Source organism: Capnocytophaga catalasegens, assembly GCF_026005215.1.
Taxonomy (GTDB): Bacteria; Bacteroidota; Bacteroidia; order Flavobacteriales; family Flavobacteriaceae; genus Capnocytophaga; species Capnocytophaga catalasegens.
This window is the reverse complement of sequence record NZ_BPMA01000005.1, coordinates 24728-41674: the sequence shown is the minus strand read 5'-3', so window position 1 is coordinate 41674 and position 16947 is coordinate 24728. Positions and strand designations below refer to the sequence as shown.

Genomic DNA, 16947 nt, shown 5'->3' with positions numbered 1-16947 from the left:
AGTGATTACGGATATACAATTATATTTTTTATACAATCATTATGCCTTTATGATGTTTTTACATTGATTGATATCTTCGGGTTATAGCCTCATCTACTATATGATATAGATAATAATAAAATACAATAGATAAGATGAATAATAAAAACGTTATAATAGAGATAATAAATATTTTTCTTTTGGAGCGTTTCTTTACTTTTAAGATAATTTGATATATAAAAAAAATAGGGAAAAGCAAGTAAGTTATAACAAAAATACCACCACAAATAAATTCGATAATTTCATTTCTGAAAAGATCCTGATCGAATAAAAATGAAAGAGCTATTATGGGACTTATTATTACACAAAATAAAAATCCATAACTGATATATAGTTGTTTTTTTTGTATCATCTTTTTATTCTAAAATTGTTTCTTTTGTTTTTGAATTATAAAAGACTCTTTTATGCCCTTCATCAAAAAATTCTTCTAAAATATCATTTGGAGTTGTTTTTATAACAACCCAAGGAGATGCAACATTTTCATCTGCTCGAATAACATCTAATGCAAAAGTGCCACAATTATTAGAAAATAAATTATATTCTTTTCGATCTTTGGAATATTCTATGTGTTCTATATTTTCATAATCTTTTGCGTGATGTTTATGAGGTGTTGGGTCATTGATATCATTGGGAACACTTTCTATATGTTTTTGTTCAGCATAAGACAGCATTCTATTTATATAATTTGTCTCTATATAAGCACCAATAATATTTCCATTATCTCCCGATTGTTGAGAAATTTTACTTAAAACTTTATTCAGCTCAGAGATATCTATTAATCCACTTCCATTCCACTTGACATTAGGAACAGTTTTTCTTCTTACATATCCTTTGGTCTTATCCCAAGAATGAGGATATCGACCATATTCATAATACGCAGTATAACCATCGCTTTCTATTAATAAAATTCCTGCGTGACCTGTTTCTATTTTAGGAATTTTAATATTTTTCCCTTTTGGAAGAGGGATGTTTATTTCAGGGTCAGCTTTGTAATCGGGAAAAGCAATATAAATAGCAACACCTTTATGCAAAATTGTAAGTGTGGCTGTTTTTGTTTGAATAATTGTACCATTATCATCTTTTAAATGCACTGTAGCAACTAATTTTTCAGTATTTCGTGTTATGTAGACTTTATAAGAATTATCTTTGTTTTCTTTTCTACTTTTAAATTTCCCATGAATTCTTTTTGGTTAAATAACGTATTTACCTCTTTGGTTTCGCTCCCATAACAAATTTTAATTCGCCTCCTTTTTTGAGGGTTTCATCAGAAATTGTAAATCCTTCAAAAAGCTGTCCGTTGAGCGTTGCCGACTGAATGTACATATTTTCAGCAGAAACATTTTCAGCGATAATGGTAAACGTTTTCCCGTTAGGAAGATTTATTTTCGCTTTCGGAAATAACGGACGCCCTATTTCATACTCACCCGAAGCTGGATTCATCGGGTACAAACCAATGGAACTCCACACGTACCAAGCCGACATCTGTCCGCAGTCCTCATTTCCTGCCAAGCCGTTGGGCGTCGTGTTGTACTGCGTTTTGAGGATTTCATTCACCCAATATTGTGTGCGGTGCGGCATTCCAGCTTTGTTGAACAAATACGCAATATGATGGCTCGGTTCGTTGCCGTGTGCATACTGCCCGATAAGCCCCGTGATGTCCGCCGAAACGTTATCGCCCGTAATCTCAGAGCTTTCGGTAAATAATTTTTCCAAATGAGCTACAAACGGCTCGTTGCCCCCAAAAGCGTTTATCAGTCCGCTCGGATTGTGCGGCACGAACCACGAGTGTTGCCAAGCATTTCCTTCGGTGTAATCGGTGGCTTCGCGGTGGTTGGAATGTTTCGGGTCGAAAGGTTCACGCCATTTTCCACTTGCCGATTTGCCTCGCATAAAGCCCGTAGCAGGGTCGAACAAATGTTTGTATGCCTCACTTCGTTTCATAAAGAACTCGTAATCATCGGTTTTTCCTAAGGCTTTTGCCATTTGTGCCACACACCAATCGTCATACGCATATTCGAGTGTGATAGTTACCGATTCGTCCCATTTATCGTACGGAATGTAGCCGTATTGCTTGTAGAATTTCAGTCCGCGTTCGTCTCCCATCATCGTTTTTTTCATCATTTGGTAGGCTTTTTCGGCATCGAACGAACGAACGCCTTTTAAGTACGCTTCCACAATTACGGGAATGGAATGATAACCCGTCATACAATCGGTTTCGTTGCCGTAGAGCGTCCAAACGGGAAGTTTTTGAATTACATCTGAATAAGCCAACATTGAGTTGATAATATCCGAAGACACTTTGGGTTGAAGCAAAGTAATAAGCGGATTTTCAGCACGGAACGTATCCCACAATGACAAAGTAGAATAGGCTGTAAAATCTTTGGCGGTATAAATTTCATCATTTTGCTGACGAAATTTACCACTTTTATCCGAAAAAGTAACAGGAGCCACCTGAGCGTGGTACAAAGCCGTGTAGAAAATCGTTTTGAGCGAATCTACCGACGTTTCGATTTCTATGGAAGAAAGATGTTTTTCCCAAGTATCGTGAGCTTTTTGACGGATTTCAGCAAAGGAGCGGTTGTCGTTCAAATCCAAATTATCCAAAGCATCATCTTCACTTACAGAAGAAAGAGCTACACGAACTTCCAATTCTTCATTTGTAGTTTCATCAAAAAAGAATTGTCCCGAAGAAATTTGTTTTTCATTTTGATGAAGTTCGATTTTTTTAATTGGCTTAGAAAATTTAATCGCAAAAAACACTTTCTGATTTTTTGCCCAGCCCGTACTGAATCGGTAGCCTGTGATGATGTTTCCTACGTTTTGTCCGTCCAATTTTTGGTCGCTTTGACGAATGCTCATTTCGGTCGGGTTGTCCCAATTGATGGCAAATCCTAAATTGAGAATTACAGATTGCATATCGCCTTTTTGGAACGTATATTTATGTACTCCAACGTATTGGTCGGCAGTAAGTTCCACATTTACTTCCGGGTCTTCCAAGAAAACTTGATAATACCCTGGTTCGGCTTTTTCATTTTGGTGCGAGTAGCGAGATTTGTACGGCACTTGATTGCGAAAATCGAGAGCGGCTTTCGGGTATTGGTCTTCCTTCCCCGTGGAAAGCTGCGACAAATCATATTCTTTATTGACTGGCATCAGCAAAATATCGTTCAAATCGCCGATACCCGTTCCGCTGAGCGACAAATGCCCAAATCCGATGACCAAACTATCGCTGTGATGATAGCCCGAACACCAATCCCAGCCACTAATTCCGTTCACGGGGCTGACTTGTAATTGCCCGAAAGGAACGGCAGCTCCGGGGTACGTATGCCCGTGTCCGCCCGTTCCGATAAACGGATTTACGAAACTCGTGAGTGGTTTTTGCTCTGTTTGTTGCTCAGTTACAGGTTGTTTTACTTCGTTGCACGAAGCTATCATCAGTCCTAAAAACGCCAATGATGTGATGTGTTTTTTTCTCATTATCCTAAAATTTTAGTTTGAATTTTCGCTGTGTTTTAGATTGCTGAATTATCACGCAAATATAGTATTTTTTTTGCATTTGACCTATTTTTCGACATTGTTCTTTATTTTACTTTTTTTGGAAAAATAGATAATTCAAACAAACAAAGAATGTTAGAATTTGTTTGGCAAATCTACAAAAATATTTTTCTTATTCTGAATCAATATTACAAATTTTGAAAAGACTGCAGTGAAAAGAGTGTTTTGCTTTCTGCTAAGTGTTTTCATTGTAGTGAAAAGGCTATTTTGTTTTCTGCTGAATGTTTTCACTATAGTGAAATGCTATTTTGCTTTCCGTTGAGTGTTTTCATTACAGTGAAAAGGCTGTTTTGTTTTCTGTTGAAGATTTTCGTTATAGTGAAAAGGTTATTTTACTTTCCGTTGAAGGTTTTCACTTCAGTGAATGCTTTGTAAATGAGAAAAATATATTCTCGAAGCTGATTGATTGTTTTTCCAAAAATCCTGATGGTGTTGGGTTTAATTTTGAATATTCAAAAAAAATCGCGTATTTTCTTGACAGAAAATAATGTACTTTATTACTTTTGTCCCCATTAAATAGATTTTTTTAATTTAAAATTATTCTTCTAAAAATGGCTAGTACTGAAAATAACATTTACAAGAAAATCATTTTTCTAATGCTCGTTGTTCTTTGTCTTACCCCTTGGATTTCGTCGCCGGTGGCACTGTCGTTGGGGTTTTTCACTTCGTTTCTAATAAGAAATCCGTATCAGGAGAAATCGAACAAATACATTCATTTATTACTAAAAATTGCTATTGTAGGGCTGGGTTTTGGGTTGCACCTCGATGAGGCTTTACAGGCAGGGAAGTCAGGTTTCGGAATCACCGTAATCAGCATTGTTGCAGTGCTGACATTGGGTTGGATTTTAGGAAAATTGCTCAAAATTCCCACGCCACTTTCATATCTTATCTCAACAGGAACCGCAATTTGTGGCGGAAGTGCCATTGCGGCAGTGTCACCCATTGTGAAACCCTCGCCAAAGGATATTTCAGTAGCATTAGCTATTGTGTTTACGCTCAACTCGGTAGCGTTGTTTGTTTTCCCTGCGGTGGGACATTGGCTGGAGCTTTCGCAACACGATTTCGGCTTGTGGTGTGCCATCGGAATTCACGATACGAGTTCGGTAGTGGGTGCGGCAAGTAAGTACGGAAACGAGGCTCTGAAAATAGCAATGACGGTTAAGCTGGCTCGTGCCTTGTGGATTATTCCACTGTCAATAGTTACGCTTTTTATGTTCAAAAATGGCAGTGCTAAAGTGAAAATTCCGTGGTTTATTGGTCTTTTTGTGTTGGCAATTTTGATAAATACTTACTTTCAGGCGGTACAAGAAATATCTCCTATCATAACAGATATTTCCAAAGCAGGATTGCACCTTACACTCTTCTTAATCGGTACAACGCTTTCTGTGGGAAACCTTAAAAACATCGGAATCAAACCCCTTGTTTTAGCTATTGCCTTGTGGATTTTCATAAGTATCGGAAGTCTTTGGGTGGTAACGCATTATGTTTAAAGATTTTGATTGTTAGAAAATTTTTCATTGTAGGGGCGAAACATTTTTCGCCCTTTTATCATTCTGGCAAATAATTATTTGACCCTACAATGCTGAAATTAATTAAAATTGATATCGTATATATGCAATATATTGTGTCTAGATATAATATTAAACTTTTTAAGAATACATAAAATATCAAAAAATTATTCGGACAATCCTTTAAGAACGCTTAAAAGCTCGAAAAGTTTTCAGTTTAGCATTTTAAGTATTCTTAAAAGCTCAAAAAGTTTTCCGTTTAGCATTTTAAGAACTCTTAAAAGGTCAAAATGTTTTCCGTTTAGTGTTTTAAGAACTCTTAAAAGATAAAAAATATATTTTTAATTTAAGAACGCATAAAAGAATTTAATCCCTGACGATTGATATGCGTTATTAATTGATGAGAAACATTAGTAATTTATAATTTATCATTAACCATTGATAATTAACAACTAACCATTATAAATGTTTTGGAATTGCTTTAGAAATAAATACTTTTGCGAAAAACTTCAATATAATGAATAAAGAATTAATCACTTGGGCGGACTTTGAGAAAATAGATATTCGTGTGGGAACGATAGTAAATGCGGAGGTTTTCAAAGAGACACGAAATCCAGCGTATATCATTACGATAGATTTTGGAGAAATCGGAATGCGAAAAACATCGGCACAGGTTACGGTACTTTATTCGCCAGAATAACTCATCGGAAAGCAAGTTACCGCCGTTGTGAATTTTCCCAAAAAGCAAATTGCTATCATTCAGAGCGAGTGTCTGCTTCTTGGAGCTATCGACGGCAAACAAGCTACGATTCTCTCACCCGACAAACCCGTTTTTCGTCTTTATAACTAAATTTCTGAAACTTCGGAGCGATTTTCTCTCGCAATGATAGCAGGTCTGTATCGTATGATTTGTCGGCACTGCCATAGTTTCGGTTCCATTCTGTCTTCATGGTCTGATTTTGTGTCTGTTGATTTGTTTAACAAGCAGTTAGGGCTAACGCAAAAGTTAGCAATAAAAGTTTTTTCATAGGATTTTTTTGGGTAAAGATAGTCTGTTTTTCAAAATAAACAAGCGTAGGGAATCTTATTTTGGGAAATTTCATTTATAGAAAATCTGTCCGAAGACGAGAAAATAAATATTCGCTTGGTAGGAATTGCTCCCAATGAAAATTTCACACCAGAATATATTCAGCATTACAAAGGGAAAATGCTGATTGATATTCCCGAAGTTAGCGAACTTGTAAATGTTATTTTGGCACTATACAAAGATGCCGAAAAAGACAACAATATGTTCGACACGCAAACCGATTTATTATAAGCGAGTTAAGGAATATTTTGCTCCTTTTCGCTCACACCCTGAGGTGGCATTAGTTGAAAAGCATATGCCTTCGCCCAAGCTTCATCCGCAGTTGGGCGTTTATTTATTTTCAAAAGATAGCTACAATTATTTTTATGCACTGAAAATGAATACTTGTGCTTATATTTTTGATAAAGAAGGAAACATAAAAAACAACGGATTTATTCGCGAAATAGCATTGGATTGGCATACATTTGACCCAATGATAGATTTGGCTGTTTTTGAAGATTTTGCTAAAAAGTCAAATTTTAGAAAATCCCACCAAGATAACAAATTATATTATGATAATTTACTAACGGATTATCACAAATTAGTTCCCCTTACAAAAATGAAAAATTGGTTGGAGAACAAATTCGGTTTCGGCTATGATTCTTATCTTATTTATTTTTCACCGCTGAACAAAGGAGCTCAAGCGACCATTCAGCACGAAAATAACAACTTCAAACAAGCCCTTATGTTTGTTGCAAAGGTTTCGGAAGATGAAAAATTGTCCAAAATCAGCAATGAATTGCACGCAAGTTGGGTTGTTTTTACGGAAATCGACCACAATTACGTAAACCCTCTTTCGTTGGAATATGGAATTATCAGCCGAATAAACAAAATTTTCACTTCGGAATGGATTGAAAGAGAAAGCATTACGATGTATGATTCTTCTTACAAAGTTTATAATGAGTATATGACTTTTGCTTTATTCAGCCTGTATATCAGTGACAATTACGAGGCAAAAGACGTTGAGAATTTTATTCCTTATTTGGAAAATATGATGCAGAATTCTCGAGGTTTTGTTCGTTTCAAAGACTTTAATCGTGCTCTTTTGGACAAATACAAACAAAATCCTAACATCCCAATGAAAGAATTATATCATTATATACTTTCGTGGGCAGAAAATATAGCTAAAAAAGCTATCCGATAGGATAGCTTTTTCTTTTTTTATTAAAGAAAATTCAGTAAGTACCTCATCTTACAAACTATCATTATCTTTACTCTTATCCTTTTCAATATTATTTTAAAGGTTAAAAAACTTACTAAATCTTTTTGTGATTTCCATCATTTGCCTAATAAAAAGAACTATTCTTTATTATTTAAAATTAATTCTGATAAATTTCGGCACAAATATTGCTAATTACTTATGTGATTTTTTCTAAAGAAAATCTACAACAAACTTTATAGTAGAATATTAATTTTTTTAGCAAAAAAATCAATAGAAAAAACTTTAAAAGCTATAAATTATCTAAAATCTCATTCTATATGAAACGATTTTTTATACTTATTCTGTTATTTCCTTTCTGTACTTGGGGGCAAAAGAGCGTAGAAATTCCTCAAATTGAATTGATTAGAATTAGTAAATATAATGGAGTATTTTACTACAAATCATGTGGGAGCAATCTCTTTCAACAAATACGTGTTGTTATTTCCGAAGATAATAACCTTAAAAGTATTTCAGTGAGAGAGTATGGAAGATTAGAAACTATTTCTGAAATTCAGCAAAAATCTAAAAAAATATTATTTTTAAAAGATATAAAAGTAACAACTATTCAAGATTTTATCGGTAAAACTTGGACTACTGATTGGGAAAATGAACATCAATACTTCTGCTCATTTCTTAATAAAAACCTGTGTATTGAAGGTTTTCATAGGGTTTATAATTATAAAAAATATCTTGATAATGCAGAAAATAATAAAATTGTAAATGATACTATTGATAGAGTTATTAGTAATTTCTCAAATCCTGTTACATTACTTCTTAGAGATAGTTTAAAAATTTATATAGCAAAGAATTGGCAACTAATCCCTACCTATGAAGGAAATTTTCTAAATATTCCTCCACTAACATTTAGTAAAATTAAACCTACTTCTATTACTAATGTTATAAATGACGAGGATTTTTCCTATAAAGATGTAAAAGGTTCTTTACAAAAGAAAAAGGTAGAAAACAGTGATAAATATCAACTTGTAGATGCTTTTAATAATAAAATTCTTGAAAATTCTTATGAAAATTTAAATTTCAATAATTACTTTATAATAGGGGAAAATGAAAAAAATACAGATATATACACTATTTTTTTAGAAAAATTCCCTATAGAAAACCTAAAAAAAGCCTATTTATACCAAGAAGGAATTGAAGTAATGACCAGCAAAGAAGCTAAGTATTACAGCATTATTTCACCAGAAATTGATAGAATTAGTTGGAGAGAAAAATTTTTATGTGGTGCTGTTAATGTAGAATCATATCAACTAAAAAAAGGAAAAAGCCATTATATTATAAAAAAAACAGGTTATGTTGTACCCGAATTTTCAAAAATTATTTTCTTGAACGGACTTAAGATTTCTGATGAAGTTTCGTTTTTAAATAAAGAAAAAACATGTCTATGGACAGAAAATACTTATATTTCTCAAGGATTTTATTTAAATCCGTCACTACTTAGAGTAAAAAGAAACGGAAAATATGGTTTGATACATTATGATTATCAAGCAGAAAATAAATCAATTTCAGTAGAACAATTGCTACCATTTATCTATGATGAAATTATAATGCAAGAAGATGGTCTTATTTATTTTTATAAAGAAAATAAGATAGGTATTTATCCTAAACATAAAATACCTGAGTATGATTCCATTGAAAAAAAGACAAATTCTTTTTACTTAATAAGTAAAAATGGACAAAAGGGTTGGCTTGATATTCAAACTTTTAAAGAATATTTTGATTAATTTTTTCAATAATGAAAAAAGTATAGAAATATTTTTAACTATTTGCAAATCAGCTTATTATTTGAAAATATTAAGGTAAATTTGAAAAATCTACCTGATAATTTTATAAAATCATCAAGAGTTGTTTTATCTCTATTTAAAAGGTTGTTTTATTTTGAAATTACTTATGAAAATAGTTATTTGTTGAAAATATCTATTGTTTTTTTAATCTATTCTTTTTGTACAATAAAATAAACTTTTATTCATATCTTTACTGAATTCTTGGTATTTCTGATAAATGAAGAATTCATCTAATATTTTCATTGTAGTAAAAAATAATAAATTCGCTTAGTTCTATTGCATTTGGCCATATCCGATAGCCTCACCGATAAGTGTTGTTGATGTACAACTTGTAATTTTCACATTGACAAAATCTCCTTTTCGATAATTTTCTTTTGGAAAAACAACCACAGTATTTTGTGTATTTCGTCCCATCCAATGTTGGTCAGATTTTTTAGAATTTCCTTCGACTAAAACTTCAACAATTTTCCCAATCTGTGCCTGAGTTCGTTCCATACTATGTTGTTGTTGAAGGTCAATGATTTCAGCTAATCGACGTTTTTTTACTTCTTCAGGAATGTCATCTTCTATTTTACGTGCTGCAAGTGTTCCTGGTCGTTCCGAATAAGCAAACATAAACCCAAAATCGTATTTTACGTATTGCATCAGCGAAAGCGTATCTTGATGGTCTTGCTCGGTTTCTGTTGGAAATCCTGCTATCATATCTTGCGAAATACCACATTCGGGAATAATACGACGAATATTATCAATCAACTCAAAATATTCTTCACGCGTATGTAATCGATTCATTGCCTGTAAGATACGATTACTTCCACTCTGTACAGGTAGGTGAATTGATTTACAAATATTATGATATTGTGCCATTGTGTGAATAACATCAAGAGTCATATCTTGCGGATTGGAAGTAGAAAATCGAATACGCATTTTAGGAAATCGGCTGGCAACAAGATCTAATAATTGAGCGAAATTAACCGAAGTTGCTTTCTGAATATCAGAGGCTTTATCAAAATCTTTTTTCAGTCCGCCTCCATACCAAAGATAACTATCTACATTTTGTCCCAAAAGTGTGATTTCTTTAAATCCTCTTTCGTATAAATCATTGATTTCGTTGATAATAGACTGAGGGTCACGACTTCTTTCCCTTCCACGTGTGAAAGGAACTACACAAAAAGTACACATATTATCACACCCTCGAGTGATAGATACAAAAGCTGTTATTCCATTGGAATTCAGTCGAATAGGGGAGATGTCAGCGTATGTTTCTTCTTTGGAAAGAATAACATTGATAGCTTCACGTCCATTATCAATCTCTTCCAACAAATTAGGCAAATCTTTATAGGCATCTGGTCCAACGACCAAATCAACGATATGTTCTTCTTCCAAAAATTTATGTTTTAATCGCTCAGCCATACATCCCAAAACACCTACTTTCATTGCAGGACGATGTCTTTTTACGGCATTGAATTGCTCCAATCGTTTGCGAATGGTTTGTTCAGCTTTCTCGCGAATAGAGCATGTGTTAACCAACACCAAATCAGCTTCTTCCAAGATTTGCGTTGTATTAAATCCTTCTTTTGCCAAAATAGATGCTACGATTTCACTATCCGAAAAGTTCATCTGACAGCCATAACTTTCAATATATAATTTTCGAGCATTCTTTTCGTTTGCCTCTATTACAAGGCTTGTTCCTTGTTTGCTTTCGTCAATTATTTTTTCCATTTATATCTTATTGATAAGGGACAAAGATACAATTTTTTTTGAAGTTATAGCTGTCTGATAAAATTTGCCAGAAAGGAAATATATTTTACAATTCTTTTACATTTTGTTTGAATAAATTACCACGCTCTTCATAATTTTTGAAAAGGTCAAAACTTGCACAAGCAGGCGAAAGCAATACTGTATCCCCTTCATTTGCCAATTTTTTTGCCATAGTTACTGCATCTTCCATGGAATGAGTCTCAGCAATAATTTCTTTTATGCCTTTGAATGTATTTATAATTTTTTGATTATCAATACCTAAACAAATAATAGCTTTTACTTTGTTACGAACAAAAGGAATAAGAGAACCATAATCATTGCCTTTGTCTTGTCCACCCACAATCCAAATAATAGGAGCTACTAGGGTGTCTAATGCATAATAAACAGAATTAACATTAGTCGCTTTAGAATCGTTGATGTAGCGTACACCTTCTACTTCGCGGACAAACTCTAACCGATGAGGTTCTCCTTTGAAAGTTGTCAAACTTTTACGAACAGATTCTTTACGAGTGTTTAGTAATAGTGCAGCAGCAGCTCCTGCCATTGAATTTTTTACATTGTGTTTTCCTTTGATTGCAATTTCTTCTGTTTTCATTGTTAGTATGTTTGTATTTATTGTTAATATGATTTCATTTTTAGAACAAAAAGCTCCTTGTTTTACTTCTTTTTCTATTGAAAATGGCAACTGTTGTGCCTTAATTTTATTGTTTTTTATCCATTCTTTTATTACTGGATCGTCTATATCATATATAAAATAATCATTTTCAGATTGATTTTCTGTTATTCTGAACTTTGATTCGATATATTTTTCAAATTTATACTCATATCTATCCAAATGATCAGGCGTTATATTCAATAATATAGCAATATGTGGTCTAAAACTTGTAATTCCATCAAGTTGGAAGCTACTTATCTCTAATACGTAGTACTCTTTATCATCTTCGGCAACCATTTGCGCAAAACTTTTCCCAATGTTTCCTGCTACGCCAACGTTTAATCCTACATTTTTTAAGATATAATACGTTAGGCTGGTGGTTGTCGTCTTTCCGTTGCTCCCTGTTATTGCAATTATTTTCCCTTTCGTATATCGGAAAGCGAATTCTATCTCTGATATTATCTCTATTCCTTTTTCTTTTGCCTTTTTCACAATTGGGACGCTCTCTGGAATACCTGGGCTTTTGATGATACAATCTGCGATGAGAATTTTCTCTTCCGTGTGTGTATTATCTTCCCAATCGATGTGATATTTATTGAGAATTTCGGCGTATTTTTCAGCTACTTTTCCCTTATCTGAAAGAAAAACTTCCCAACCCTTCTTTTGACCGAGAATTGCTGCTCCTACACCACTTTCTCCTCCTCCTAAGATTACTAATTTCTTCATTTTTGGCTATATTTTTTATCACCTAATACTTTTTTAATCCTTTTCAATATCTATTATGATAATTTTTGATTATTTTTAGATTCAATTTATATCAATTTTTATTGTTATTTTATATATCACAAAAGATTTTATTTCAATTTTGATATTTAAAAATTTTATTTTATAATATCAAAACTTTATTTCAGTCAATTAAAATCAAATTACACTTACTTAAAATGCTATTTCATATCTTTAAATCGAAATTTCACTTCATTTATTATTCATTTTATGTCTTTAAAATCATTTTTCACATCATTAAAATCGAATTTCATATCTTTAAAACTGATTTTTATATTATTGATACTTAATTTTTTATTTAAAATAGTTTATTTCATTTTTTATAAAATATTTTACATGTTCAAATTTATAATTTCTTTTAGAAAATCTTTCATAAAAGGAAAAGTTTTCAGTTGATGGGCAAAAGTCTGCTGATGGGCATTGGCGATCTGCGGATTATCATCTGCATCGCATTGATAAGGCTTATTTTTGATTGTAACTTCTATAAAATCATCTTTAAAGGCTATCAAAACCACCTCAAAACACACGCCATACGGCTCTTCGCCAAATAAAAACAGCTTTTTATCTACCGCTTTGGGTCGATTTACTAAATATTCGCTCTGTAATTCGCCTTTTTCATTGATTTCATAAGTCAAAATCTCTATTCCTGCTCCTTTTTGAAACTCTGGAATAATATATCCCTTGTCATCTTTGTTGATAATACGCAAAGTAGCTATCTTTCCTCGCTTGGTTTCCAATTCAATATCGCAAAAATCGGCTGGAGCTTTGTCAGGAAAGGTCGGAAAAACGCTATTTTGATGTAAATAAGCCAACATTTTTAGCCATACGCCGTCTTGTGGATGCTGAGCAACGAGCTTAATGTTTCGGTAACGCCCCTGCCAAAGCACCTCAAAATGAACGGCTTCTCCCCTACGGAAATTATAAATCGGCAACGAATAAGCATCGCCATACGGATTCTCATTATATTCAAAACGATGGCGGTCGCTGTCGTATAGTAGCGAAATTCCGTTTTGGTCGTCCTCTCCGATGTAAACAGAAAAGTATTCATACCTGAATTCAGACGAATGACGAAGCGAAAACACATTGGTCGCTATAATTTCAGCATCAGGAAGTTCAAAACCGTGTTCAAAGGCCGTCTCGCGAATAAAATCACTCAATTCTTCCGTATAAATATCGTATAAAAATCCGTGTAGATGCTCAGGTTCTTCATCTTCTTGGCTGAAAGTAGCCAGATTTTTACAAATTTCGTAAATCGCCTCAGCATAATCGGACTGTGGAGCGTTATTTTGTTGGTATTTTTGCATTTTTCGGATAAAATTATCCAAATCTTGGCTACATTTCTGAATATTTTCCTCCGAAAAACACCTATTTTCTTCAGAAATTTCTTTCCAATCAGTATAAATGTGTTCTATAATGGCTTCTTTTTTAGAAAAAATATGATTTTCGTTGTTTTTCATAGGATGTATTGCTTTTATTTTATATTGTTTTTATGTGGCAGTAGAGGCGCAATGCATAGCGTATATATGATGTTTTGTGTCTCTACGATTGTTTTTGGCAAATTATGATTTGCCCTACCATTTTGAATCATTCTTGCGTTGCAGTACGTTAGTTTTGTATTTTTGAACATTAGTTTTGTATTGCGGTACGTTAGTTTTGCGTTGCAGTGCGTTATTTTTCCCTTGTGAGGAATTGTAAAGATATAAAAAATTGTTTCTCTACGGAAATATTACTTCATTTTTGAAATCATTTACCCACTTTTTTAGACAAATGGGAATGTAAACACGAAAAATGCCGACTTTCCTCTTCGCTTAAATCTTCATTTTCAAAGTAATAATGCTCAATGGCTGGTAAAAAGATTGCTGCGGTTTGCGAACTATTCAACCAATCATTTATTTGCTGATAAAACTTAGGATTATCGCAAAAAACATTGTTAAAAGTGCTATAATCATCTACCTCATAACGCATCATTTGTGCAAAATGAGCTACCGCAGTGGGATATTTTGTCGCCATTTCTTCCCAAACAGAAAAAAGATGTGTCACATCAATCCCTGATAATGAAAACATTACAATAACTTCTGTCGCACTGGGCAAATGGGTTTGTTTTGGCGGAGTTTTAAGCAAATCTGTAAGGTACTGAGCTGAATATCGGTGTATAAAATCCAATTGTTGCGGCTTCCAATAGGGAGCTTCGAAATGACATTTATCCAAAGTGATTTCGGTAGAATGTCGAATGTGTTTGTGCGATGCCAAAAGTTCTAAAATTCGGGGCAAAAAATGAGCGATTTCGTTGCTACGACAATCGGTATAAGCCGCATCTAAATATTGGTAAATCAGATCTTCCGAAAGTTCTTGCACAGGTGTTTTGATAAGCAATGTTTCGTCTTGTTTGCTTACACAACAATCTGTACAAACATCTGTAAGATGGCTTCCTAACGGACGAATAAACCATTGGTAGGCTTCTTCCACTAGTTTTTTCATCTCGTGGCTCATCTCTGGAAACAAAGGCGGATTGGGACGCGTTTTTATCTTCATTTTTTTATGATTTTTGTTCTTGTGATTGGACAAAACTATGTAATTATTTGCTTTTTTTGCAATTTATCGCCTTGAATGGTTTAAAAATAGAAAAGATTTTAGGCAAATAATGATTTGCCCCTTTATTTATGTTCTTTTTGTGCTATTTTGGATTGTTTTTGTGTTATGGTAGAGACGCAATGCATTGCGTCTCTACATTATGGTATTGCGTTTCTACTTGTGTTGCATCTCTATGATGGGTAACATTTTGGCTTTATTCCCTAAAGTCACAGTCTTCCAAATGGTCGTTTATCATTCCGGTAGCTTGAAGATGGGCGTAAACGACGGTAGAACCGAGGAATTTGAAGCCTTTTTTCTTTAAATCTTTGGCAATTTTGTCGGAAAGTTCGGTGGTAGCGGGAATATCTTGGAGGGTTTTGGGGCGATTGACAATGGGTTTGCCGTCTACAAAGTCCCAAATATATTTGGAAAACGACCCAAATTGCTGTTGCACCTCCATAAATCGTTGGGCGTTATTGATGGTAGCCAAAATTTTGAGCCGATTACGGATAATTCCGTCATTTTGCATCAGTTCGGCGACTTTTTCGTCGGAATATTGGGCGATTTTTTGGTAATCAAAACTGTCGAAAGCCTTGCGGAAATTTTCCCTTTTCTTCAAAATGGTGTGCCAACTCAGCCCCGCCTGAAAACTCTCCAACACGAGAAACTCAAACAGCGTAGCATCATCATAAACGGGTTTTCCCCATTCGTTATCGTGGTAAGAGCGGTATAAATCGTCCTTTTCGCACCAAGGACAGCGAGTCGGTAGTTGTGATGGATTATTATTTTTTTTCATTTGTGGTATAATTTATTGAGATTTACAAAATTCTTATGTTTTATTTTTCTTTGCTAAATTGTCAAAAATACTTCCCATTACCAAAAAAGCGATAAAAAGAGCAAATGTAAGTATTAAACTTCCCAAAGAAAGGGAGGCTTTCATTTCCATCATTGAAATATTTTCATTTTCAAAATCTTGTCGGATAGATTTTTCAAATGTGGTAAAAATTCCAAAGTGAAAACTCCATAAAATACTCAAAAATAATATTTTACATAAATAAATACATTTTTTGCGATACATCAACACAAAAAGAACGACACTCATAACAAGACTATAAATCAGTAATGTTGTAGAATAGCTGAATATGCTTATTTTCCAAGCTAAATGCTGTATAAAAATGCTCAAAATCAAATAAATACAAGCATTTATTTTCCCAAAATGTTTGATAAAAAGGTGTGTCATAATTTATTTCCATTCATTATTGGAGGTTTTCCATTATAAATATCAAAAAGGTTGTTCCAATCTCTAAATAATATTCCTTTTTTTGCAGGAACAATGGAATTTAGCTCTTTTGGAAAAATAGGAGTTGTATTACAAAATTCGTTTGGAAAATATTTCTCTGCCAAAGATTTTTCCATAATTAAAATACTAGAAAACCAGCAAGTTGTGTTAAAATCTTTTCTTAGTTTTAGTTTTTTCTTGCCTTTCTCAAATATTTTCCAAGTGGGTGTTTTCCATTTTTTAAATTCTTTTCCTTCTTTGTCCAATGTATCAATATAATCCGCCTCTGTTTCTTGCAATAGATACAGAAATTCCTTGTAATTTTGTCTGATTAGATATACTTGCATTTTTGTTTGAGGTTAATTTATTAACTTTTCTATTTTCTTTCGGATTTCGTAAAATTTCTCTGTAAGTTCATTATATTTTTCAAGAATGCCTTTCTCGTGAGCATAGCAAGGTGGAGAATCATTCCAAGACCCCATTCCACCAAAAACATATGTTGATTTATAGGCTTTTACAAGTCTTTCCTTTGTGGAAATATTTTCGTTTTCAAGAATTTTATATCCATTTCTGAACATATTCGCAAATCCCAGAAAATCTAACTCTATGGCAAGATTTTCCATCTCTTTTAAACTATTATAAAATTCGTTTTTTAGCGTATTCATTGGATTGA

General features: G+C 33.4%; 15 protein-coding genes and 1 pseudogene. 5 read left to right on the top strand and 11 right to left on the bottom strand.

Annotation, left to right across the window (positions count from 1 at the left end; translation table 11 throughout):
* Positions 1–395: 395 nt before the first annotated feature.
* A complete protein-coding gene (locus OO775_RS01190) occupies positions 396–1130 on the bottom strand; it encodes a hypothetical protein (protein WP_264845175.1) in 735 nt (244 codons plus the stop codon).
* A gap of 112 nt (positions 1131–1242) precedes the next feature.
* Positions 1243–3516, bottom strand: a complete 2274-nt coding sequence (locus OO775_RS01185) for a GH92 family glycosyl hydrolase (protein WP_264845174.1) — start codon at positions 3514–3516, stop codon at positions 1243–1245.
* A gap of 629 nt (positions 3517–4145) precedes the next feature.
* Here OO775_RS01185 and OO775_RS01180 point away from each other — a divergent pair.
* Both OO775_RS01180 and OO775_RS01175 read left to right on the top strand, forming a co-directional pair.
* Positions 4146–5084, top strand: coding sequence for a YeiH family protein (locus tag OO775_RS01180; RefSeq protein WP_264845173.1), 939 nt, complete (start codon positions 4146–4148; stop codon positions 5082–5084).
* 535 nt (positions 5085–5619) lie between these two features.
* A pseudogene (locus OO775_RS01175) lies at positions 5620–5952 on the top strand (tRNA-binding protein).
* Here the strand turns inward: OO775_RS01175 and OO775_RS01170 are convergent.
* The gene (locus tag OO775_RS01170; protein WP_264845172.1) at positions 5906–6052 is read right to left on the bottom strand and encodes a hypothetical protein; all 147 of its coding nucleotides are present in this window, start codon (positions 6050–6052) and stop codon (positions 5906–5908) included. The pseudogene OO775_RS01175 and the gene OO775_RS01170 overlap by 47 nt on opposite strands.
* A gap of 194 nt (positions 6053–6246) precedes the next feature.
* On the opposite strand from OO775_RS01170, the gene OO775_RS01165 reads away from it, so the two are divergent.
* The 3 genes from OO775_RS01165 to OO775_RS01155 all read left to right on the top strand — a co-directional run bounded on the left by OO775_RS01165 (position 6247) and on the right by OO775_RS01155 (position 9168).
* Positions 6247–6420 (top strand): hypothetical protein, encoded by a 174-nt coding sequence (locus tag OO775_RS01165; protein ID WP_264845171.1) that lies wholly within the window; start codon positions 6247–6249, stop codon positions 6418–6420.
* Entirely contained in the window at positions 6371–7372 is a 1002-nt protein-coding gene (locus OO775_RS01160; protein ID WP_264845170.1) for a DUF4932 domain-containing protein, read from the top strand. The genes OO775_RS01165 and OO775_RS01160 overlap by 50 nt, the downstream gene beginning before the upstream one ends.
* Positions 7373–7707: 335 nt before the next feature.
* Positions 7708–9168, top strand: coding sequence for a hypothetical protein (locus OO775_RS01155; protein WP_264845169.1), 1461 nt, complete (start codon positions 7708–7710; stop codon positions 9166–9168).
* 333 nt (positions 9169–9501) lie between these two features.
* On the opposite strand, the gene miaB is transcribed toward OO775_RS01155, so the two are convergent.
* The 8 genes from miaB to OO775_RS01115 all read right to left on the bottom strand — a co-directional run bounded on the left by miaB (position 9502) and on the right by OO775_RS01115 (position 16939).
* A complete protein-coding gene (miaB, locus tag OO775_RS01150) occupies positions 9502–10947 on the bottom strand; it encodes a tRNA (N6-isopentenyl adenosine(37)-C2)-methylthiotransferase MiaB (RefSeq protein ID WP_264845168.1) in 1446 nt (481 codons plus the stop codon).
* An 85-nt stretch (positions 10948–11032) separates the two neighbouring features.
* Positions 11033–12367, bottom strand: a complete 1335-nt coding sequence (gene murD, locus OO775_RS01145) for a UDP-N-acetylmuramoyl-L-alanine--D-glutamate ligase (RefSeq protein WP_264845167.1) — start codon at positions 12365–12367, stop codon at positions 11033–11035.
* 389 nt (positions 12368–12756) lie between these two features.
* Entirely contained in the window at positions 12757–13881 is a 1125-nt protein-coding gene (locus tag OO775_RS01140; RefSeq protein WP_264845166.1) for a DUF8184 family protein, read from the bottom strand.
* A gap of 286 nt (positions 13882–14167) precedes the next feature.
* Complete coding sequence (locus OO775_RS01135; RefSeq protein WP_264845164.1) at positions 14168–14956, bottom strand: hypothetical protein; 789 nt, start codon at positions 14954–14956, stop codon at positions 14168–14170.
* A gap of 253 nt (positions 14957–15209) precedes the next feature.
* On the bottom strand, positions 15210–15791 hold the full coding sequence (locus OO775_RS01130) for a DNA-3-methyladenine glycosylase I (protein WP_264845163.1): 582 nt from the start codon (positions 15789–15791) through the stop codon (positions 15210–15212).
* A 33-nt stretch (positions 15792–15824) separates the two neighbouring features.
* Positions 15825–16235, bottom strand: a complete 411-nt coding sequence (locus OO775_RS01125; protein WP_264845162.1) for a hypothetical protein — start codon at positions 16233–16235, stop codon at positions 15825–15827.
* Positions 16232–16621 (bottom strand): hypothetical protein, encoded by a 390-nt coding sequence (locus tag OO775_RS01120; RefSeq protein ID WP_264845161.1) that lies wholly within the window; start codon positions 16619–16621, stop codon positions 16232–16234. The genes OO775_RS01125 and OO775_RS01120 overlap by 4 nt, the downstream gene beginning before the upstream one ends.
* A gap of 12 nt (positions 16622–16633) precedes the next feature.
* Positions 16634–16939, bottom strand: a complete 306-nt coding sequence (locus tag OO775_RS01115; RefSeq protein WP_264845160.1) for a hypothetical protein — start codon at positions 16937–16939, stop codon at positions 16634–16636.
* Positions 16940–16947: the final 8 nt, after the last annotated feature.